Origin of the sequence: Bradyrhizobium sp. dw_411 (assembly GCF_018449695.1) — a bacterium.
GTDB lineage: Bacteria > Pseudomonadota > Alphaproteobacteria > Rhizobiales > Xanthobacteraceae > Bradyrhizobium.
Map to the genome: position 1 here is coordinate 1 of NZ_JAAVUY010000029.1, position 21187 is coordinate 21187.

General features: G+C 62.5%; 19 protein-coding genes. 9 read left to right on the plus strand and 10 right to left on the minus strand.

Annotated elements, in window-relative coordinates:
- Window positions 1–63 precede the first annotated feature (63 nt).
- The 6 genes from HB676_RS31835 to HB676_RS31860 form a co-directional block, all read right to left on the minus strand.
- Window positions 64–426 (minus strand): cytochrome c, encoded by a 363-nt coding sequence (locus tag HB676_RS31835; RefSeq protein WP_213742469.1) that lies wholly within the window; start codon window positions 424–426, stop codon window positions 64–66.
- Window positions 427–436: 10 nt separating this feature from the next.
- Window positions 437–2386 (minus strand): thiamine pyrophosphate-dependent enzyme, encoded by a 1950-nt coding sequence (locus tag HB676_RS31840; RefSeq protein ID WP_213742470.1) that lies wholly within the window; start codon window positions 2384–2386, stop codon window positions 437–439.
- 291 nt (window positions 2387–2677) lie between these two features.
- Window positions 2678–4168, minus strand: a complete 1491-nt coding sequence (locus HB676_RS31845) for a murein L,D-transpeptidase family protein (protein ID WP_213742471.1) — start codon at window positions 4166–4168, stop codon at window positions 2678–2680.
- A 280-nt stretch (window positions 4169–4448) separates the two neighbouring features.
- A complete protein-coding gene (locus HB676_RS31850) occupies window positions 4449–5411 on the minus strand; it encodes an acetyl-CoA carboxylase carboxyltransferase subunit alpha (RefSeq protein ID WP_213742472.1) in 963 nt (320 codons plus the stop codon).
- A 194-nt stretch (window positions 5412–5605) separates the two neighbouring features.
- Window positions 5606–6565: a site-specific tyrosine recombinase XerD gene (gene xerD / locus HB676_RS31855; RefSeq protein WP_213742473.1), complete on the minus strand. Its 960-nt coding sequence runs from the start codon at window positions 6563–6565 to the stop codon at window positions 5606–5608.
- A 16-nt stretch (window positions 6566–6581) separates the two neighbouring features.
- Window positions 6582–6728 carry a histidine kinase gene (locus tag HB676_RS31860; RefSeq protein WP_213742474.1) on the minus strand — a complete coding sequence of 49 codons (147 nt, stop codon included), beginning with the start codon at window positions 6726–6728 and terminating at the stop codon, window positions 6582–6584.
- A 163-nt stretch (window positions 6729–6891) separates the two neighbouring features.
- Here HB676_RS31860 and HB676_RS31865 point away from each other — a divergent pair, with 163 nt between their 5' ends.
- Genes HB676_RS31865 through HB676_RS31875 form a run of 3 tightly spaced genes read left to right on the plus strand, consistent with a single transcriptional unit; the run spans window position 6892 to window position 9992 of the window.
- A complete protein-coding gene (locus HB676_RS31865) occupies window positions 6892–7524 on the plus strand; it encodes a shikimate kinase (protein ID WP_213742475.1) in 633 nt (210 codons plus the stop codon).
- On the plus strand, window positions 7521–8678 hold the full coding sequence (gene aroB / locus HB676_RS31870) for a 3-dehydroquinate synthase (protein ID WP_213742476.1): 1158 nt from the start codon (window positions 7521–7523) through the stop codon (window positions 8676–8678). Before HB676_RS31865 ends, aroB begins: the two co-directional genes overlap by 4 nt.
- A gap of 6 nt (window positions 8679–8684) precedes the next feature.
- Window positions 8685–9992 (plus strand): HlyC/CorC family transporter, encoded by a 1308-nt coding sequence (locus tag HB676_RS31875; RefSeq protein WP_213742477.1) that lies wholly within the window; start codon window positions 8685–8687, stop codon window positions 9990–9992.
- Between the two features lie 12 nt (window positions 9993–10004).
- Here the strand turns inward: HB676_RS31875 and HB676_RS31880 are convergent, their stop codons facing one another.
- Window positions 10005–10277 carry a BolA family protein gene (locus HB676_RS31880; RefSeq protein ID WP_213742478.1) on the minus strand — a complete coding sequence of 91 codons (273 nt, stop codon included), beginning with the start codon at window positions 10275–10277 and terminating at the stop codon, window positions 10005–10007.
- A 107-nt stretch (window positions 10278–10384) separates the two neighbouring features.
- Here HB676_RS31880 and HB676_RS31885 point away from each other — a divergent pair, with 107 nt between their 5' ends.
- Complete coding sequence (locus HB676_RS31885; protein WP_213742479.1) at window positions 10385–11044, plus strand: DnaJ domain-containing protein; 660 nt, start codon at window positions 10385–10387, stop codon at window positions 11042–11044.
- 10 nt (window positions 11045–11054) lie between these two features.
- On the opposite strand, the gene HB676_RS31890 is transcribed toward HB676_RS31885, so the two are convergent.
- On the minus strand, window positions 11055–11726 hold the full coding sequence (locus HB676_RS31890) for a VTT domain-containing protein (protein WP_213742480.1): 672 nt from the start codon (window positions 11724–11726) through the stop codon (window positions 11055–11057).
- A gap of 328 nt (window positions 11727–12054) precedes the next feature.
- Here HB676_RS31890 and cobS point away from each other — a divergent pair, with 328 nt between their 5' ends.
- From cobS to HB676_RS31915, 5 genes are all read left to right on the plus strand, one after another.
- The gene (gene cobS, locus HB676_RS31895) at window positions 12055–13065 is read left to right on the plus strand and encodes a cobaltochelatase subunit CobS (protein ID WP_213742481.1); all 1011 of its coding nucleotides are present in this window, start codon (window positions 12055–12057) and stop codon (window positions 13063–13065) included.
- A gap of 63 nt (window positions 13066–13128) precedes the next feature.
- Window positions 13129–15042, plus strand: coding sequence for a cobaltochelatase subunit CobT (gene cobT / locus HB676_RS31900; RefSeq protein ID WP_213742482.1), 1914 nt, complete (start codon window positions 13129–13131; stop codon window positions 15040–15042).
- 6 nt (window positions 15043–15048) lie between these two features.
- The gene (locus HB676_RS31905) at window positions 15049–16131 is read left to right on the plus strand and encodes an esterase-like activity of phytase family protein (protein WP_213742483.1); all 1083 of its coding nucleotides are present in this window, start codon (window positions 15049–15051) and stop codon (window positions 16129–16131) included.
- A gap of 96 nt (window positions 16132–16227) precedes the next feature.
- Window positions 16228–17190, plus strand: coding sequence for a tripartite tricarboxylate transporter substrate binding protein (locus tag HB676_RS31910; protein ID WP_213742484.1), 963 nt, complete (start codon window positions 16228–16230; stop codon window positions 17188–17190).
- Window positions 17191–17286: 96 nt separating this feature from the next.
- Window positions 17287–18399 carry an NADH:flavin oxidoreductase/NADH oxidase gene (locus HB676_RS31915; protein WP_213742485.1) on the plus strand — a complete coding sequence of 371 codons (1113 nt, stop codon included), beginning with the start codon at window positions 17287–17289 and terminating at the stop codon, window positions 18397–18399.
- Window positions 18400–18616: 217 nt separating this feature from the next.
- On the opposite strand, the gene HB676_RS31920 is transcribed toward HB676_RS31915, so the two are convergent.
- Window positions 18617–19327 (minus strand): cyclase family protein, encoded by a 711-nt coding sequence (locus HB676_RS31920; RefSeq protein ID WP_213742486.1) that lies wholly within the window; start codon window positions 19325–19327, stop codon window positions 18617–18619.
- Between the two features lie 97 nt (window positions 19328–19424).
- Entirely contained in the window at window positions 19425–20435 is a 1011-nt protein-coding gene (locus HB676_RS31925) for a tripartite tricarboxylate transporter substrate binding protein (RefSeq protein ID WP_213742487.1), read from the minus strand.
- Window positions 20436–21187: the final 752 nt, after the last annotated feature.

Here is a 21187-nt window from a genome sequence, read left to right on the forward strand (position 1 = left end):
TTTCGCGCGTCTCGAACCATGAGAAGCTGGAACAGGTGAATCAGAAACGTTCCCGATAAACGCTCAATGCTCCGCCTTGAGCAGGGGAATGCCGTTGGGATCGCGCGGCGCCGGCATTTGCCGGAGATACGCGTAGATATCCGCGGCTTCCTGGTCGGAGACAATCGCGGCTTCATAGGGCGGCATCTGGTTGGCCGGATGGCGAAGCTGATACAGAAAGCCTTCGAACGGAAACTGCGTTCGCGAAACGCTTGGGCCGGTCATCCGTGCGCCCTGGCCTGCCTGGCCATGGCATTGATAACAACCCACCTGATTATAGAGCGTCTTGCCGTTCGCGGCGTTGCCGGCCGGCGCTGAGTCCTGCTGGGCGCAGACCGGACCGGCCGCCAGCATCAGGCCTGTGAAGGCGAGAATAACATGTCTCATGGTTCTCTCCTCAACGCGGCTGCATGACGACGTCGATCAGCGCGGGCTGCCCTGACTTGACGGCGGCGATGCCCTTGCGGATCGCCTCGGACAGATCGTTGGGATCGTTGATCGGGCCGATGCCGACCGCGCCATATCCCTGCGCGATCTTGGCGTAATCGATGTTCGGATTGTCGATGGTGGTGCCGATCGGCACGTTGCGCACGCCGCGATTGTGCCGGTTGGCCATGCGCTGGACGTGCATGACCTCCTGGTGATAGGCGCGGTTGTTCTGGATGATGGTCAGGTACGGAATGTTGTGATGGGCGGCAGTCCACAGCGTGTGCGGCGCCATGTTGAACTCGCCGTCACCGGTGATGCTGACCGCGACGCGTCCACCACCGGCGTCGCGATGCGCCAGCGCGGCCCCGAGTGCTGCGACGGGCTGATAGCCGACCCCATAAGCGCCCGAGCCGCCGATGGCACGATAGTGTTTTTCCATCGGCCACAGCCGGTAGGGCCAGTTCGACGAGAAGTCGCTGTCCGAAACCAGCGCCCAATCCTCTTTCTTGAGATGCTCCCAGAGCTCCATATACATCCGCGCCGACGAGATCGGCGTGGCGTCCCATGAGAGCGCGGCTTCCTTGCGGGCGCGGTCTGCGAAGCCGTTAAAGGCTCCGCGCATTTTCTGGCCACGCGCCTCGAAGGCGCTGCCGCCGGACGTCATTTCGCGTTTGATAGCTTCGATCAGGAACGGCAGCGTCGTCTGCGCGTCCGCTGTCATGTTAATGTCGGCGGCCGCATAGCGCTGAAAATCCTGGTAATTGGAATGGGTCAGCAAATCATGGGTCGAGATGCTGATGACCTTGACGCCCTTTTTGACCTTTGAACTGACCGTGCGCTCCAACTGATCGCGCATGACATTGAGCTGGCCATAGAGATCGACCGGCTCAAGCGACAGGATGCAGTCGGCCTGCGCGATCAATGCGGGCCCGCGCTCCGACTGGCAAAGATAATGCGTGTTCGGCATGTTCATGCGCCCGCGATTGTCGACGACGGGCGTCTGTAAAAGCTCGGCGAGCTTGACGAGATCGTCCATCGCCTGCTGGGAGCGCGCATAACGATCCACGATGATGACGGGCGCTTCGGCCGCGATCAGCATCTTGGCGGCTTCGCGCAAGGCATTGGCGTCGCCGACGGCTTGCGATGCTCTGGTCAGGCGCGGAATGGAGAGCTTGCGCAGCTCACGCTCCTCCAGCGGTTCTTCCTGCAGCTTGGCCTCCGCGGTGATGAACACCGGTGCCGCAGGTTGCGCGCAAGCCAGCGCATAGCCACGCACGGTCGACTCGGCAAAATGCTGAAGCGACATCGGATAGTCGTCCCATTTGACGAAGTCGCGCACGGTGACGGCGGGATCCTGCACGCTGTGGAACCACTCGACGCCGGGCCGGCGCTCATCGAGCGGTCCGGCATTGCCGGTGAACACCATGATCGGCACGCGGTCGCAATAGGCGTTGTAAATGGCCATGGCCGCATGCTGCGTGCCGACCGTTCCATGCACGATGGCGGCCATCGGCTTGCCGGCGACCTTGGCATAGCCATGCGCCATGCCGACGGAGACTTCCTCATGCATGCAGGTCAGCCACTCCGGACTTTTGTTCTGTCCGTAGTTGATGAAGCTTTCCTGCAGCGCGCGAAATGTCGAACCGGGGCAGGAGGCCATGTAGTCGATACTGAGCGTCTTGCAGACGTCGACCATGAAGTCGGAACCGGTCTTTTCCGTCGTCAGCCGTTCGACTTCCGGCGGATGTTCGCGCTCGCTGGCTTTTGCGGCGGCGGTGGGCGGCGCGGCGTTGGCTTTTGGCTTGTCTGGTGTTTGCGCCTGAACGGCCGCGGGAGCCGCGATGGTGGCGCCGCCGGCGATGACCACCCCTTTCAGAAATCGACGACGGTGCAGGGCACCCGATTCGGGGTCAGTCATGGTCATCCTCCGTTTTTTGCCTCGTAAACCCAGACCTTCGAGATCTAAGTTTCGAGATTTTTGTAGCAGCGGATGAGGAGGCTAACGCACGATCGGCATCTTAGCCAGATGGTGAGTGCCGAGATCGTAGGGTGGGCAAAGGCGCGCTTGCGCCGTGCCCACCATTGAACTCGATGATGGTCAGAGCATGTTAAAGTGGTGGGCACGCTTCGCTTTGCCCACCCTACGATCTGGTGTGTTTGTCGGGAGGTGTGCGACCCGCCGTTCCGCTCAGGCGAACGGCAAGAGTCTCTACTTCGTGGCCGAGAAGCGGCTGTCGAACGAGTTTGTCGATACGATCGGCTGAGCGCCGGCGACCAGGCTGTTGCCGGCCGCAGGCGCGGCGACTGCGGGCGCCGCTGCGCTGTCGGTCACTGTCGGCTTTAGCGGCGGACGGGCGGCGGCCTGTTTGGTGTCCGTCTTGATATCCGGCTTGGTCGCTGCGGCGGTCTTCGGAATCGACCCATCCGGACGCGACGGCTTCGGCTTGGCTGATGGGGCAGTGGGGGCCGGCGCGGCCGTGGCGGTGGTATCCGCGGTGGCGTTGCCGAGGCCGACCTTGCGTGCGAGGCTGCTGAAGAAGCCTTCGTCGGATTGGGATGAGGACGGTGCCGCCGAGGCGACGCGCGTCGCTGGCGGGGTCGAAGCCGTAGAGGCCAATAACGGTTCGTCCGGCGACGTCACTTGACCGCGCGGCGGATTGACGCCCGCGGGAATGGTGCCCGGCGCCCGTTGTTGTGAAAACGCGAGCTGCAGGCCCTGGCCGCTGCCGCCATCCGACAATCCGGTGTTGCCGTCGGGGATACGGGCGGCGAACACCCGGTTCATGCCGCCGTCGATGCCGGTGTTCATCCGGGCGACCGGCGTTCCCTTGGCGACCAGCTTGGCGGTCTCGGCTTCTTCCTCACGCTGCCTCTCGCGCACCGCGTCGGCGACTTCATCCGGAATGACGTAGGCCGGGCATTTTGCCGAGGCCTCAAACACCGGATCGCGCTTGGCGTCCGGCGACTTCACCGCATCGAACACATATTTCTTTTCGCAGAAATCGACCTTCGGCTCCTGCTTCGTCACTTCGAAATGATCATAGCCTTCCTTGATCATTTTCCAGAACGGCATGTTCGGATTGTTGCGATGCTTCGCCATGTTGACCGGCGTCATCTTGAACGGATACGCCTGAAACTGGAACGACTTCTGGCCGCCGAAGAAGGATTCACGCCCCAGCGAATAGATTTCCGCGATCTGCTCGTCGGTCATCGCGTAGCAGCCGCGCGACGAGCAGTCGCCATGCACCATCAGCTCCGAGCCGGTGTGTCCGAGCGAGCGGTCGTAAGCGTTGGGGTAGCCGGTGTTGAACGAAAGATAATAGGCCGATTGCGGATTCATCTGGCTCGGCGAAATCGCGTAGAAGCCCTCCGGCGCCTGACGGTCGCCTTCACGAACCTTGGGGCCGAGGTCTCCCGACCAGCGGCAGATCGGGTAGGTCTTCAGGAGCGCGAAGCGGCCGGTGCGATCCTGCTTCCAGACTTCGAGTTCGGCTTCCTGCTTGAACAGGCGGACCAGCATCGGCGATTGCAGGTCCATGTTCTTGGCCGCCATCTCGGCGACGAGCTTGGCGGAAACGGGCTGGTTGGCCTTGGCATTATTGGCGAGCGATATCTCGTCGCTGTTGCAGCTAGCCAACAGCGCACCGGCCGCCAGCGCGACTGATGTGAGGACCGCGCGAACCAGCGTGCGATTTATCAATGCAGAGCTCCACACCCGACGGGCAATGTTGCACCCCAAAAGCAACCAAGAACGGCATCCATGCCCTGAAGCCATTGAATAAAATATTATCCTTAAGCCCCCTTTGTCGCAAGCCGACGGAGGCATTGCGGCAGGATCCACCTCAGGCGTGGTGAACAGATATTAAATAAGGCGGTCCGGGCCTAATTGCGGCCAAAAGGGCTGAATTTCGCAAAGACCGGGGTCAAAATGCCCCAAACGCGTCCCTCGGAGGCGTTTCCGCCTCGGCCAAGGCCGGGCTTCAGCCCAGCTTTCGGCCGATATCGAGGAATTTCTGCCGCCGCAGCTTGCGAATCGCGTCGGTGTCGAGGGGGCGCAGATCGGCGAAGGCCTGGGCGATGGCGTCGCCGGTGGTGGCGATCATGGCGGCGGGATCGCGATGCGCGCCGCCCGAGGGCTCCTTCAGGATCGAATCGATCACGCCGAAACGCAGCATGTCCTGCGCGGTGATTTTCATGCTGGTCGCAGCTTCCTGGGCCTTGGTTCCATCGCGCCACAGGATCGAGGAGGCGGCCTCCGGCGAAATCACGCTGTAGATCGCGTGTTCGAACATCAGCACGCGGTTGGCCGTCGTAATCGCGATGGCGCCGCCCGACATGCCCTCGCCGGTGATGATCGCGACATTGGGTACGCCGAGCGACAGACAGGCATCGGTCGAGCGCGCAATGGCTTCGGCCTGGCCGCGTTCCTCGGCGCCGATGCCGGGATAGGCGCCGGCGGAGTCGACGATCGACAGCACGGGAATCCCGAATCGATCCGCCATCTCCATCAGCCGGACCGCCTTGCGGTAGCCTTCCGGCCGCGCCATGCCGAAATTATGCTTGATGCGGGATTCGGTGGTGGCGCCCTTTTCCTGGCCGATCACGCAGATGCTCTCGCCGCGGAAACGGCCGAATCCGCCCACCAGCGCTTCGTCCTCGCCGAATTTGCGGTCGCCTGCCATCGGGGTGAAGTCGGTGATCAGCGCGGCGATGAAATCGGTCAGATGCGGCCGCTGCGGATGGCGCGCGACCAGGGTTTTCTGCCACGGCGTCAGATTGGCGTAGAGATCGCTCAGCGCCTGCGCGGCCTTGTCTTCGATCCGCGCAATCTCTTCGCCGATATCGCTGCCGGTCGCCGCGAGCGCGCGCAATTCATCGACCTTGGCGTCGAGTTCGGCGACGGGTTTTTCGAAATCGAGGTAACTGCGCATGGGATCCGGCATCAACTCAATATAAGGACGAAGCCGCAGGAGCGAAGCGGCTTCCGGTTCGCGTGAAGAAAGCAAGTATCTTCAACTATTTAGCGCGCATTCCGAGGTGGAATGAGCTGCCTTTTGTCAGCGCACGCCAAAGTCGCCGGCAGGATGTGGCTCTTTCAGGTGAGAAGCCGGCGAAGTCAAGATGGCCGCGCGCGGCGTCATTTCTCGGCCAGGGGATGCAGGTCGCGCACCAGGCTTTTCAGGCGTTCCTCGACCACATGGGTGTAGATCTGCGTGGTCGAGATATCGGTGTGGCCGAGCAGCGTCTGCACGATTCGCAAATCAGCGCCGTTATGCAGAAGATGGCTCGCAAAGGCATGGCGCAGCACATGCGGGCTGACCAGCCTCGGCGCCAAGCCAGCGGCCGCCGCCAGTTCCTTGAGGTCGCGCGCGAAATGCTGTCGTGTCAAATGACCGCTTTCGCCGGAGGATGGAAACAGCCATTTCGAGTTCGCCGCGTTTTTCTTCTTTTCGGTTTTGAGCGCCTCGATCGCCGCGAGATAGTCCGCCATCGCCTGCCGCGACGGCTCGTTCAGCGGCACCAGCCGTTCCTTGTTGCCCTTGCCGCGCACCACGATCATGCGCGCGTCGCGGCGCGCCGCCGTGCGCGGCAGCGACACCAGTTCGGAGACCCGCAGACCGGTGGCGTAGAGCACTTCGAGCAGACAATAGAGGCGCAGCGCGCGAAGCCGCTGCGGCGCGGAGACTTCGGGGGCTGTCGTCAGCGTCTTGGCGTGAACCAGCAGGCGATCGACCTCCGATATCGTCAGTACTTTCGGCAGGCCGCGGCCGCGCTTTGGCCCGGACAGGATCGCGGCGGGATCGTCGCCGCGAATCCGCTCGTTCAGCAGGAAACGAAACAGATGCCGCATCGCCGACAGCCGGCGCGCGACGCTCGATGATTTGAAGCCGCGCGCGTCAAGGTCGGCGAGGTAGTCCCGCAAGCCTTGCGTTTGCGCGCCGGCAAAATCCTGTCCCGAAGACCTAAGAAATTCCGAAAAATCGGTCAGGTCGCGGCGGTACGCATCGAGCGTATTGTTGCCGGCGCCTTGCTCGGCCGCGAGCATGTCGAGGAACAGGTTGGTCAGTTTGGTGTCGGAGGTCTTGCTGGCGTTCATCCGCCAACCCTAGCGCCTATTTCTTGAGGAACTTGTCTGGGGGGATGTTGATGGTCATTTCCCGCGGTTTCGGGTTAACGAAATTCGCCAGCGCGAAAATCGTGCCATAGATGACCCCGCCGATGACAGCGACGACCGTCAGAAACCGGAACAGGCTGGGCATCTCGGAGCCTCAGGCGGCGAATTAACTATTGAAATCATCGGGGATAGCCTGATCTGACTACCTACATGTTCCCCCCTTCGTTGCAAGAGTCTCTGGCAAGCATATCGGCGGGGGTAGTATGGTGACCCCGAACCGGCCGCATTTGCGGCAACCGAGCGAAGAGATGTCTGAGACAGCCATATCGGCCAGCGCCAGCACACCCCAGGATGCCGAAATTACCGCGGCGCTGGGAATGCGTTCGGTCGTGCTGGTGGGTATGATGGGGGCCGGCAAATCCACCATCGGACGGCGGCTGTCGGCGCGGCTGCGGCTGCCGTTTCTGGACGCCGATACCGAAATCGAGACGGCGGCGGGCATGTCGATCCCGGATATTTTCGAGGACCGCGGCGAGCCGGCTTTCAGGGACGGCGAGGCGCGGGTGATCGCGCGACTGCTCGACAATGGTCCCAGTGTGATTGCGACCGGTGGCGGCGCGTTCATGCGCGAGGAAACCCGCAATCGTATCCGCGACAAGGCGATCTCGATCTGGCTCAAGGCCGACGCCGAGATCATCATGCGCCGGGTCAAGCGCCGCGCCGACCGTCCGCTGCTGCAGACTGCCGACCCTGAAGCAACCGTCGGACGTCTGCTCAGCGAACGTGAGCCGATCTATCAGCATGCCGATCTGACGGTCTGGTCGCGCGACGTGCCGCACGAAAAAATCGTCGAGGAGTGTATCGAAGCGCTGTATGGCCGCTTGTGCGGCGGCGCGACGGTTGCTGTGCAAGCGTCGGGCACGATGGGTGCCACGCCATGACCGTGCCGCTGAAACATTCCGATCCGATCACGGTCGATGTCGCGCTCGGCGAGCGCGCCTATGACATCATCATCGGCCGCGATGTGCTGTCGTCGCTGGGCGCACGCGTTGCGGCGTTGCGGCCGGGCGCGCGCACGGCGATCGTCACCGATCGCACCGTCGCAAAATACTGGCTGGAAAAAACCGAGGCTTCGCTGGCTTCCGCCGGAATCGTGACGTCGCGCGTCGTGGTCGAGGAAGGCGAGGGTTCGAAAAGCTATGCCGGTCTCGAACAGGTCAGCGAGGCTTTGATCGCAGCGAAGATCGAACGCAATGATCTCGTGATCGCACTGGGTGGCGGCGTGGTCGGCGACCTCGCGGGTTTCGCGGCCGCGATCCTGCGCCGTGGCGTCGATTTCGTTCAAGTGCCGACCTCGCTGCTGGCGCAGGTCGACTCTTCCGTAGGCGGCAAGACCGGGATCAACTCGCCTAGGGGTAAAAACCTGCTCGGCGCGTTTCACCAGCCGGTGCTGGTGGTTGCGGATACCGCGGTGCTCGACACGCTGTCGCCGCGCCAGTTCCGCGCCGGCTATGCCGAAGTCGCCAAATACGGCGTGCTCGGCGACGAAGCGTTTTTCGCCTGGCTCGAGGCCAATCACGCCGGTATTTTCTCAGGAAGCGGCGCCCGTGAACACGCGATCGCGACCTCCTGCCGCGCCAAGGCCGCGATCGTGTCGCGCGACGAGCGCGAAACCGGCGAGCGCGCGTTGCTCAATCTTGGTCATACGTTTGGACACGCGCTGGAAGCCGCGACTGGTTTCTCTGACCGGCTGTTCCACGGCGAAGGCGTTTCCGTCGGCATGGTGCTGGCGGCGGAATTATCCGCGCAACTCGGGATGATTTCTGAAAAGGACGCCACGCGGGTCCGGCATCATCTGGCCGAAGTGGGCCTGCCGACCCGGCTGCAGGACATCGCCGGATTTACCCAGGAAGGGTTGGCCGACGCCGATGCGCTGATGACGCTGATGGCACAGGACAAGAAGGTCAAGCGCGGGCGGCTCACCTTCATCCTGCTGGAGGCGGTTGGGCGCGCGGTGATCGCGCCCGACGTGGAGCCGTCACTGGTTCGTGATTTCCTCAAAGCGAAACTGCAATCAAACGGGCGAAGTGAATAACGCGTCATGGACTGGTTTACACCTTCCGTCGTCATTGCCTGTCTGTTGGTCTCGGCGTTCTTTTCGGCGAGCGAGACCGCGCTGACCGGCGCTTCGCGCGCCAGCATGTTGCGGCTGTCAAAGCAGGGCAATCGCGATGCCGGCGTGGTTTCCAGCCTGTTTGCAATGCGCGAACGGATGATCGGCGCGCTGTTGCTGGGCAATAACATCGCCAATATCGGCGCCTCCGCATTGGCGACCGGCATCTTTACGGCGTGGTTCGGCGAGGTCGGCGTGCTCTATGCCACCGGCGTGATGACGGTGATGGTCGTGATCTTCGCCGAAGTGCTGCCGAAGACCATCGCGATCAATGCACCGGATCGGGTCTCGCTTCTGGTCGCGCGGCCGATGAAGCTGATGGTCTATGTGTTCGGACCGCTTCTCACGGTGATCGAAGCGGTCGTTCGCGTCCTGATGCGGCTTTTAGGCATCAAGATCGGTCACAACCAGCCGATCCTGTCGCCGACCGAACGTCTGCGCGGTGCGGTCGATCTGCTGCATCACGAGGGCAAGGTCGAAAAGCAGGACCGCGACATGTTCGGCGGATTGCTCGATCTGCGCGAGCTTCAGGTCTCCGACGTGATGGTCCATCGCACCGAAATGGTGATGATCAATGCCGACCTGCCGCCGGAGGAACTGGTGCGCGAGGTATTGGCGACCGAATACACCCGGATTCCGCTGTGGCGGGAAAAGCCAGAAAATATCATCGGCGTCTTGCACGCCAAGGATCTGCTGCGTGCGATCCGCGCCGCCGAGGGCGATACCGCCAGTATCGACGTCTCGACCATTGCGCTGCCGCCATGGTTCGTGCCGGAGATGCGCCCGGTGTCCGAACAGCTCAAGGCATTCCGCCGCCGCAAGACCCACTTCGCGCTGGTGGTCGACGAATACGGCGAAGTCGAAGGCATGGTGACGCTGGAAGACATTCTGGAAGAAATCGTCGGCGATATTTCCGACGAACACGACGTGGTGGTGGCCGGCGTTCGCGCCCAGCCCGATGGCTCCGTCGTAGTCGATGGTTCGGTGCCGATCCGCGATCTCAACCGCGCGATGGACTGGCATCTGCCGGACGAGGAGGCGACCACCGTTGCCGGTCTCGTGATTCATGAGGCGCGTTCGATCCCGGAACGCGGCCAGAGTTTTACCTTCCACGGCTTCCGGTTTCGGGTGCTGCGGCGTGAGCGCAACCGCATCACGGCGCTACGAATTGTCGCGGTGCCGCGCGAGGCCGAGATCGAGGAGAAAAAGCCGAAGCGCGCCGGTACGGCGTTCTAACTGCTTGCCGGCCTATTTGGCTTCCCCGGGCGCCTGCGCCTTGAGCGCCAAAGCGTGCACGGAGCCGGCCAGTTCCGCCGCCAGCGCTGAATTTATCATCCGGTGGCGCTCGATCCGGCTCTTCCCTTCAAAGGCAGGCGATACAATATAGACCCTGAAATGGGTCTCGCCGCCCGGCCTATGGCCAGCATGGCCTTCATGAAGATGTGATTCGTCTGCTACGTCGAGGCTCTCCGGGGAGAAAGCTTCGCGCAACTTGTTGATGATAGTGTCTTTGGTGCTCATGGCGCGGCAATACGTCCATGACCGTTCTGCGTCAATGGCGCATCGAGAGTGAGGGAATCGCAATGTCAAGACTTGAAGCCTTTCGCATTGCGTTGTCATAGTCAGCCATGCCAATTGATTCATCCAAATTCTTCGACTCCATCCGGATCAAGCCGAACAAGCTGAGCGCCAAGCAGCAGGCGCAGGCGCGTGAAGAAGCCGCGATGTGTGAATGGCCCGATTGCAAGAACAAGGGGCCGCACCGGGCGCCCAAGGGCCGTGCCAATGACAAGGAATATTGGCACTTCTGCCTCAATCACGTCCGCGAATATAACCAGTCCTATAATTTCTTCTCGGGCATGAATGCGGACGCGGTTGCGCGTTACCAGAAGGATGCGCTGACCGGCCATCGCCCGACCTGGAAAATGGGCGCCAATACCAGTGCCAAGAAGGGCAAGGGCAGCCCCGAAGCCGATCTCGAAGGTGCGTCCGATCCCTTCAGCATGTTCAGCGAGCTGAACGGCCGCGGTAGCTGGCGGCCGGGACCCGGTGCGGGTGCGGAAGCCAAGGTCGAAACCCGGAAGATTTTCAACGCCGAACGCAAGGCGCTGCAGGTGATGGGGCTCGGCGCCGACGCGACGCTCGAGACCGTCAAGGCCAAGTACAAGGCTTTGGTGAAACAGCACCATCCCGACGCCAATGGCGGCGACCGCTCCACCGAGGATCGCCTGATCGAAATCATCAAGGCGTATAATTACCTGAAGACGGTTGTGCGCGGCGCGACCTGAGAGTCGTGCGTCACGGATTCTTCCGAGCCGGCGCTGCTGGCTCGACCACGCCGCCGCCCTGCCGGCGGTGGATTATCCAGACCACCAGCGCGATAATCGCGGCGGCGCCGATCACGAACAGCATCCAGTAATGCTTGGCGAGGCCGGAATGGGGTGCAAATCCGCCGTACTTGTGAAGCGCGGAGACCGCGAGCACGCCGGGCAGCACATGGGCGGGCGCCCATAGCAGGATCGCCGGGATATTCACCGCGTAAAACATCCTCCGCGACATGCCGAGTGCGCCCGCGGTGACCGGTACGAAGGCGCGTATCGGCGGCACGAAGCGGGCAAAAAATACCGCCAGCGCGCCCCAGCGATTGAAGAACGCCTCGCTCTGCGCAACGACGCTCGGGTAATTCGAGAGCGGCCAGGCGTTGAGGATTTCGCGCTGGCTGCGATGTCCGATCCAGAACGCAGAGCCATCGCCGAGCAAGGCGCCTGCGCCTGCGGCGATCAGCACCCATTCAAGCTTCAACTCGCCGCCCGGCACCAGCGCGCTCAGCGCAAAGATGATGGTCGAGCCTGGAATCACCGCGCCGACAACCGGAACGGCTTCCAGCAGGGCTGCAAGGAACAGCGTCAGATAGGCAAGTCCGGGATGCGTTGAAACGAACGCAATTAATGGGTCAATAAATGAAGTCACAAAGTTCCCGTAATGACGTTATGGGCCGGTCTCAAAGCAGACCTAGCACAACTCGCGGCGAGGGTGGAAAGTGCCATTGGGCCCCATGGACGCCAATGAACGCTCCCTGGGCCGGGCTGACCGGCTATGCCGGCGAAAGTACGGCGTGATTCGCAGGGCAGCCTTCCAAAAACCGGGCTCAGTGCCTATCTTGATGATATAGCAACGGAACTTTGATTAAGCCGCGGGCTTCTGCCCGCCGCGGCTCTCTGATAGGTTTATTCCAGCACCCATCCGCAGCCACACCATAAAATCTGGTTTCGGGAGCGTCCGAGACCTCGGAGGATTGATGACGACCGCCGCCATGACCAAATCGCAAGAACACGCTGGGGCACCTGCCGGTCTGCCCGATATGAAGGTGTCGGTTCGGCAGGTATTCGGGATCGACAGTGATCTCGAGGTCCCCGCTTATTCCACGGTCGATCCGCATGTGCCGGATGTCGATGCCGATTACCGTTTCGATCGCGCCACCACGCTTGCGATCCTCGCCGGCTTTGCCAAGAACCGCCGCGTCATGGTCACCGGCTATCACGGCACCGGCAAATCGACCCATATCGAGCAGGTTGCGGCGCGGCTCAACTGGCCTTGCGTGCGCGTCAACCTCGACAGCCACATCAGCCGTATCGATCTGGTCGGCAAGGACTCCATCGTGGTGCGCGACGGCAAGCAGGTCACGGAATTCCGCGACGGCATTCTGCCCTGGGCGTTGCAGAACAATATCGCGCTGGTGTTTGACGAATATGACGCGGGCCGTCCCGACGTGATGTTCGTGATCCAGCGCGTGCTGGAAGTTTCCGGGCGCCTGACCCTGCTCGACCAGAACAAGGTGATTAAGCCGCATCCGGCGTTCCGGTTGTTCTCGACCGCCAACACGGTCGGCCTCGGCGATACTTCGGGCCTCTATCACGGTACCCAGCAGATCAACCAGGGCCAGATGGACCGCTGGTCGATCGTCACCACGCTGAATTACCTGGCGCATGACGAGGAAGTCGAGATCGTGCTCGCCAAGGCGCATCACTATCGCAACCAGGAAGGCCGCGACATCGTCAACAAGATGGTGCGGCTGGCGGATCTAACCCGCAACGCCTTCGCCAATGGCGACCTGTCGACGGTGATGAGCCCGCGTACCGTGATCACCTGGGCGGAAAACGCCGAGATTTTCTCGGACATCGGTTTTGCGTTCCGCGTCACCTTCCTCAACAAGTGCGACGAGCTGGAACGGCCGCTGGTGGCTGAATTCTATCAGCGCTGCTTCAACGCCGAACTCGCGGAATCCTCGGTGAACGTGGCGCTCTCTTAAGTCCGACCATAACGGCCGCCGTGAGGTCCCCGCTGTCGCAGGGACGACGGCGGTGAGGTAGACATGACGACGTCGAACTCCAAATTTCGCACCGGATCGAAGGAAGCGCCGACCGAACCGTTCAAGCGCGCGGTGACGTCCTGCCTGCGCGCGATCGCGAAAGCGCCGGAGCTTGAGGTGACGTTCGCGGCCGAACGTCCCGGTCTGGCTCCGGGCAAGGCGCGGCTGCCGGAGCCGGCGCGCAAGATGACCCGGCGCGACGCCGCTATCGTGCGCGGCCATGCGGATTCAATCGCGCTGAAACTCGCCTGTCACGATCCGAAAGTGCACCGCAAGCTGATGCCGGGAAATCCGCAGGCGCGCGGTGTGTTCGAAGCCGTCGAGCAGGCCCGCGTCGAAGCGCTGGGTTCGCGGCGGATGGCGGGTGTGGCGAAGAATCTTACCGCGATGCTCGACGATCACTTCCATCGCGGCAAGTTCGACGAGATCACCGATCGCGCCGATGCACCCTTGTCCGACGCATTGGCAATGCTGGTGCGCGAGCGCCTCACGGGCCTCGCGCCGCCGGCGGCGGCCCGCAAGATGGTCGATCTCTGGCGGCCGGTGCTGGAAGACAAGATCGGCGCGCGGCTCGACCAGCTTGACCGCTTCGCGGAAGATCAGGCGAGATTCGGCGATGCGGTGCATGATCTGTTGACCGCGCTCGAACTCGGCGACGACCGCAATGCCGAGGCCGACGAAGACGAGAACGAAGACGAGAACCGCGACGGCGAGAATGATCAGTCCGGCGCCGAGGGTTCGCCCGACAGCGATGCCGCGCAGGAAATGAGTGCCGATCAGGCCCAGGCGACCTCGGACGAAATGTCCGAAAGCGCGATGGAGAGCGCGCAGGCGTCCACCAGCGATACGTTCGATGACGGCGAACTCGGCGATGACGAGACGCCGGGGGAAGCCCAGCGGCCGAATTCGCGTGGCGCCAATGAACCGCGCGGGCCGGAATATCACGCCTTCGCGCCGAAATTCGACGAGGTGATCGCGGCCGAAGACCTCTGCGATCACGACGAGCTGGAACGGCTGCGCAGCTATCTGGACAAGCAGCTCGCGCATCTGCAGGGCATCGTCGCGCGGCTGGCGAACCGGCTGCAGCGTCGCTTGATGGCACAGCAGAACCGCGCCTGGGAATTCGATCTCGAGGAAGGCATTCTCGATCCGGCGCGGCTGTCGCGCGTGGTCACCGATCCCTATCATCCGCTGTCGTTCATGCACGAAAAGGAAGCGACCTTCCGCGACACCGTGGTGACGCTGCTGCTGGACAATTCCGGTTCGATGCGCGGCCGCCCGATTACGGTGGCGGCGACCTGCGCGGATATTCTGGCGCGCACGCTGGAGCGCTGCGGCGTCAAGGTCGAGATTCTCGGCTTCACCACACGCGCCTGGAAGGGCGGACAATCGCGCGAGGCGTGGCTTGCCGCCGGCAAGCCGGCCAATCCCGGCCGTCTCAACGATCTGCGCCACATCATCTACAAATCCGCCGATGCGCCATGGCGCCGCGCGCGGAAGAATCTCGGGCTGATGATGCGCGAAGGCCTGCTTAAGGAAAACATCGACGGCGAGGCGCTGGACTGGGCGCACAAGCGCCTGCTTGGCCGCTCCGAGCAGCGCAAGATCCTGATGATGATTTCGGACGGCGCGCCGGTCGACGATTCCACGCTGTCGGTCAATCCCGGCAATTATCTGGAGCGGCATCTGCGCCATATCATCGAGGAAATCGAGACCCGCTCGCCGGTCGAACTGATCGCGATCGGCATCGGTCACGACGTCACGCGCTATTATCGCCGCGCGGTGACCATCGTCGACGCCGAAGAACTCGGCGGCGCCATCACCGAAAAGCTCGCGGAATTGTTCAGCGAGACCAGCGGTGCCGCGCCGGCCAAGACAGGCCGCGGTGGCGGCCCCAAGCGCAGATTGCATTCGTAGATATCCATGAGGCGTGAGCCGGTTCGCGACCTCACCCGACGCCGCTTCCTGAAATCCACCGCGCTCGGGCTCTCGGCGATCGCGCTGACGGATGTCGCGCGGGCACAGCATGCGACGCAGCCGCCGCCAAAGCCGATTCCGCCGGATGAATTCTCGGTCACCGAAGCCGTATCGATCGAGGTCAACGCGAGGCCGATACTGTCCTTTGATCCGAACGACCGCGCGCATACGCGCTTTGGATCGCTGGAATATCGCAGCGGGCTGGTGCTGACCTCGCGCTTTCCCGGCTTCGGCGGGCTGTCCGGCTTGCGGCTCGACCCCAAGGGCGAGCGGTTCATCTCGTTCAGCGACAAGGGAAACTGGTTCACCGGCAAGATCGTCTATAACGGCCGCGAGATGAGCGGGCTCGCTGATGTCGAGGCCGCGCCGATGCTGGGTCCCGACGAGAAGCCGATCGCCACGCGCGGCTGGTTCGATTCGGAGTCGATCGCGCTCGATGGCTCCTTTGTCTATATCGGCCTTGAACGCGTCCACCAGGTGCTGCGCTTCGATTTCAGCAAGGGTTTTACGCATTCACGCGGCGAAGTGGTGCCGTTGCCGGCTGCGGCGGCCAAATTGCCGTCCAACAAGGGGCTGGAAGCGCTGGTGTTCGTGCCGAAGGGTATGCCGCTCGCGGGTACGCTGGTCGCGATGTCCGAACGAGGCCTCGATGCCAAGGGCAATCTGATCGCGTTTCTGGTCGGCGGCCCGACGCCCGGGCAATTCAGCGTTCGTCGTACCGGAGAATTCGACATCAGCGACGCGGTCCTGCTGCCTTCGGGCGATCTGCTGGTGCTTGAGCGCAAATTCTCGCTGCTGTCAGGCGTCGGCATCCGCATCCGGCGCATTCCGCTGGCGTCGGTTGCGCCGGGCGCGGTGGTCGATGGTCCCTCGATTTTTGATGCGGACCTGCATGACGAGATCGACAATATGGAGGGCATCGACGCCCACGTCACGCCGGAGGGCGAGACCGTGCTGACGCTGGTCTCCGACGATAACTTCTCGCTGATCCAGCGCACCTTGCTGCTGCAGTTCACGCTGCTGGAGTAAAGTCCTCTATCGTCCCGGCGTGCGCAGGGACGACGAATATGGGAATGGTTCTTGCAGTTCTCCTGCCGATGACCTGAAATGAAAGCCGGAGTTTAGATGCGTAGATCCATCCCATTGTTGCTCGTGCTCGCATGCCTTTCCGCCGCCACCGCGGCGCAGGCGGAGAACTGGCCGTCGCGGATGATCCGGGCGACGATTCCGTTCGGTGCCGGCAGCGCAGCCGATGTGGTGCCGCGGCTGGTGTTCGACCGGCTGTCGGCCGAGATCGGTCAAGCCATCGTGATCGAAAATCGCCCCGGCGCCGGCGGCACGCTCGGAAGTGCGATGGTGGTGAAGGCCGATCCGGATGGCTACAGCATCCTCGCCCAATCCTCGGCGCTGGCGATCGCGCCGGCTATCTATCCGAAACTGTCGTTTGATCCCAACAAAGACCTGACCTCGGCCTTGATGATCGGCTTCAGCGCCAATGTGATGATCGTACCGCCATCGCGGCCGTGGAAGACCATTCAGGATTTCATTGCGGACGCCAAAGCCAGGCCGGGCTCGATTGTGTTCGGCTCCGTCGGCGTCGGCAGCGCGGTGCATATCAGCGCCGAGAAATTCCGCCTTGCCGCGGGCATCGAGACCACCCATGTGCCCTATCGCGGCGGCGCCGAAGTGATCGCCGATATTCTCGGCGGCCGGATCGATTTCTATTTCTGCCCGCTCGCGACCGCGCTGCCGCTGATCCAGGAAGGCCGCGTCCGCGCGCTGGTGGTCTCGACGCCCAAACGCGTCGCGGAGTTGCCTGATCTGCCGACGCCGATCGATATCGGGCTGAAGAACGCCGATAGCGTGTTCTGGCTCGGCGTGTTCATGCCCGCGAAGACGCCGCGCGATATCGTCGAGAAATTCCACACCGCCGGCGAAAAGCTTTTGGCCGAACCCGCGACGCAGGAAGCGCTGAAGAAACTCGGCGTCGAAACCCAGCCGATGACCACAGCCGAGATGGCTGCGTTCATGGCGCGCGAAACCGAGGATTTCCTGGCCGTGGTCAAGGCCGCGGGGATTCAGCCTTGACCCGACCCGGCACGGTTGAGGAACGTCCGGCGCGTCGCTAGATACAGGGTGAGCACGGCCCATCCCTCCCGTCAGGACACCCCCAAGGAAATCCCCATGAGCGCTCTCTTCTCGCCGATCAAGCTGCGCGACCTTGCCCTTCCCAATCGCATCATGGTGGCGCCGATGTGCCAGTATTCGGCTGATAATGGCGAGGCCAATGACTGGCACTTCACGCATATGAACACGATGGCGCTGTCGGGTGCGGCGATGTTCTGCATCGAGGCCACCCATGTCGAGCCGATCGGCCGCATCACGCCGGGTTGCCTCGGGCTGTATAACGATGCCACCGAAGCCGCGCTGAAGCCAATTTTGAAATCGATCCGCAAACATTCCAAAGCGGCGGTCGCGATGCAGTTGGCGCATGCCGGCCGCAAGGGATCGAGCTACCAGCCCTGGAAAGGCGGGCAGTTGATTCCAGCTTCTGAAGGCGGCTGGCAGACCGTGGCGCCGTCGGCGCTGCCGCACAAGGAAGGCGAGGCCGCGCCGCTGGCGCTCGATGCCGCGGGGATGGCGCGCATTACCGATGCGTTCGTGTCGGCGGCGAAGCGCGCCGAGCGGCTCGGCATCGACGCGCTGGAATTGCATTTCGCGCACGGCTATCTGACGCATGAATTTCTGTCGCCGATCGCCAACAAGCGCACTGATCAATATGGCGGGAGCTTGGAAAACCGCATGCGCTATCCGCTCGAAGTGTTCGACGCGGTGCGCGCGGCGTTTCCCGATCACAAGCCCATCGGCGTCAAGGTGTCGGCGACCGATTGGGTCGAGGGCGGCTGGGATCTCGCGCAGACCATCGAGCTTTCGAAAGAATTGAAGAAGCGCGGCGTCGACTGGATCGATGCGTCCTCCGGCGGCGTGTCGCCGCTGCAGAAAATTCCACTCTCGCCCGGTTATCAGGTGCCGCTCGCACAAGGCATCAGGGAAGCCACCGGCCTCACCACGATGGCGGTCGGCCTGATCACGCAAGCGAAACAGGCCGAAGAGATCGTTGCGTCCGGCAAGGCCGACATGGTCGCACTGGCGCGCGGCATGCTCTACGACCCGCGGTGGGCCTGGCACGCTGCCGCCGAACTCGGCGGTCAGGTCGACGCGCCGCCTCAGTATTGGCGCTCGCAACCCTCGACGCAGAAGGAGCTGTTCGGCGCGACGACGTTCGGGGCGAGGTGAGGGAAGAGCGAGACCCGTAGCCCGGATGAGCGCAGCGACATCCGGGTTTCCTCGCGCGGCTGCCCCGGATATCGCTGCGCTCATCCGGGCTACGTGATTCGCCGTCATTGCGAGCGTAGCGAAGCAATCCATCTTTACCGCGCAAAGAAAGAATGGATTGCTTCGTCGCTTCGCTCCTCGCAATGACGCGGGATGTTGCACCGTTTCGTTATCCCCTCTACATCCCGAACACCGCCACTGCGCGGATCGGCGAGCCCGTGCCGCCGCGCCATTTCATCGGCAGGCCGATAAACGTAAACGGCCCTTCGCCCAAAATCGATTCCAGGTTGCACAGGCTTTCGATGTGGGTGATCCCGAGATCGAAGCAGGCCTTGTGCACCAGCAAATTCTCCTTGCCCTCCGGCCCCGGCCGCATCGAGTCGATGCCGAAATGGACGATGCCGTGCTTGGCCAGCCATTCCGTGGCCTTGACGTTCACGCCGGAATTTTCGGTGTTGTATTCCTTGCGCGGAAAAGTCCGTTCGTGATGGCCGGTGCACAGCAATACGGTGCCGCCCTTCGGAATTTCCACGCCGGCTTTCTTCACCGCCGCTTCGAGATCGGCGGGCGTGATTTCGGCGCGCGGCGCGATGTGGCGCAAATCGAGAGCGATGCCGGGCACGATGCAATTTTCCAGCGGATACTCGTTGATCGGCTGGCCCGTCTTGTCAAAGTGCCGGGGCGCGTCGATGTGGGTGCCGCCGTGATCGGGCATCGCGAAATACATCGACGCCAGCCCATGCACATTGCCGCCATCGGCGAATGATTCCTCATGCGTCTTCCAGACGCCATGGATGATGGCGGAATGACCGGGATAACTCGGGGTGCGGTGGTACAACTCACGGCTGAGGTCGACGATCTTCACGAAGGGGTCCTTTCTTGTATTCATTGTTCTTGTCGTCATTCCGGGATGGTCCGAAGGACCAGGCCCGGAATCTCGAGATTCCGGGTTCGCACTTCGTGCGCCCCGGAATGACGGAAAATATTCACACCGGCTGTATCCCAGCCTTCGCAATCAGCTCGCGCCATTTCGGCACTTCCTCGGCGATACGCCTGCGCAGCCCATCAGGCCCATTCGCGATGACTTCGAAACCGTTGTCGAGCAACTGCTTGTTGATCTCGGGCCGCTTCAGCACCTCGATCGATTTCGCCGCCAGCTTTTCGACGATCTCGGGCGGGGTTTTCGCGGGCGCCAGCAGTGCCTGGAAGGTTTCGGCGACAAAATCCTTGTAGCCGAGCTCGACCATCGTCGGCACATCCTTGAGATCGAACCAGCGATGCGCGCCGGTCAGCGCCAGCGCTTTCAGCGCGCCGGATTCGATATAGGGATGCGCGGGCGGCAGCGCGGCGACCGCCAGTTGCGTGACGCCGCCGAGCAGCGCCTGGATCGCGGGCGCGGCGCCCGAGAACGGCACATGCGTGATGTTGATGCCGCCCGCGATCTTGAGCAGCTCGCCGGACAGATGCGGCGTGGTGCCGATGCCGGGGCTGGCGTAATTCAGTTCATCGGGATGCGCCTTGGCGCGTGCGATCAATTCTGCAATTGAATTGATGCCGAGTTTCGGATCGATCAGGATCACATTGGGCGAGGTGCCGAGCTCGGCGACCGGCGCGAAATCCTTGTAGGGATCGTAAGGCACCTTGGCATAGAGCCCGGGATTGACGACATAGGCGCTGGAGGAAACCAGCAGCGTGTAGCCATCCGGCTCGGCATGCGACACATAGCCGATCCCGAGATTGCCGCCGGCGCCGGATCGATTTTCGGTGATGATATTGCCGCCGATCGCCGCGCCCAGATTTTGCGCGAGAATTCTGGCCATGATGTCGGTGGGGCCAGCGGGCGCGAACGGCACGATGATCTTGATCGGGCGCTCGGGATAGGTGGCCGCGCGGGCGCTTTGCAGGCCGAGCCGCGAGATGGCCGCGGCTGACATCGCGAGGCCCGCGCAGCGCAGCACTTGCCGGCGGGTGAGGAGTCTGAATTTTTTGTTAGACATTTTTTGTTCTCTCCCGCAGGCGGCTTTTATGTCGCTTTATCGTATTTCGTAGGGTGGGCAAAGCGCCAGCGTGCCCACCATCGCAATTGTGACGCTGTTGGTGGGCACGGCGCAAGAGCGCCTTTGCCCACCCTACGTAGTCGCTCAATATGGTCAGGGCCAATGCAGATTTTAAGCTTGTCATTGCCGGGCTTGACCCGGCAATCCATCCTCTTCGAAAAACTTCTTGTGCAGATTGATGGATGCCCGGATCAAGTCCGGGCATGACAAGTGAACGATCGCGACGCAGAGCGCCCGAGTGATACATGTCATCCGGTGCCCTCCAAACAGAGGGCGCAGGGAATGCCGGGCGCTGGTGCGCCCGCAGCCGCGCGTGGTGTGGTAGTAAGCACGCGCGTTAGTCACCACGGTCACACCGGAAACACCCGGCATTCCCCGCGCAATGGTTTTAACGGTCTATTTCGCGCTCTCCCCGGTGACCGGGCTCTTTTGCCACCGTCACCCCCGAGAAGCCCGCTTCTCAAGGAGAAGCCTGCTTCCCAGGAACTTGATGCCAGCGTCGGGGCATCAGGACCACACGACTTCGCCGTCCGCCTTATGCCGTTCGTCTCACGGCACCAGGCGTCCATCGCATCTCGCGTCCTACGTCCGTGACGATCGCGAAACGCCCCTCTGTGTGGGCGCGAGACGGTGCGGAATTTAGTTTGATTTGCGTCTTCGGAAAATCAGAATATTTTTCGTAAGGGGGCTGG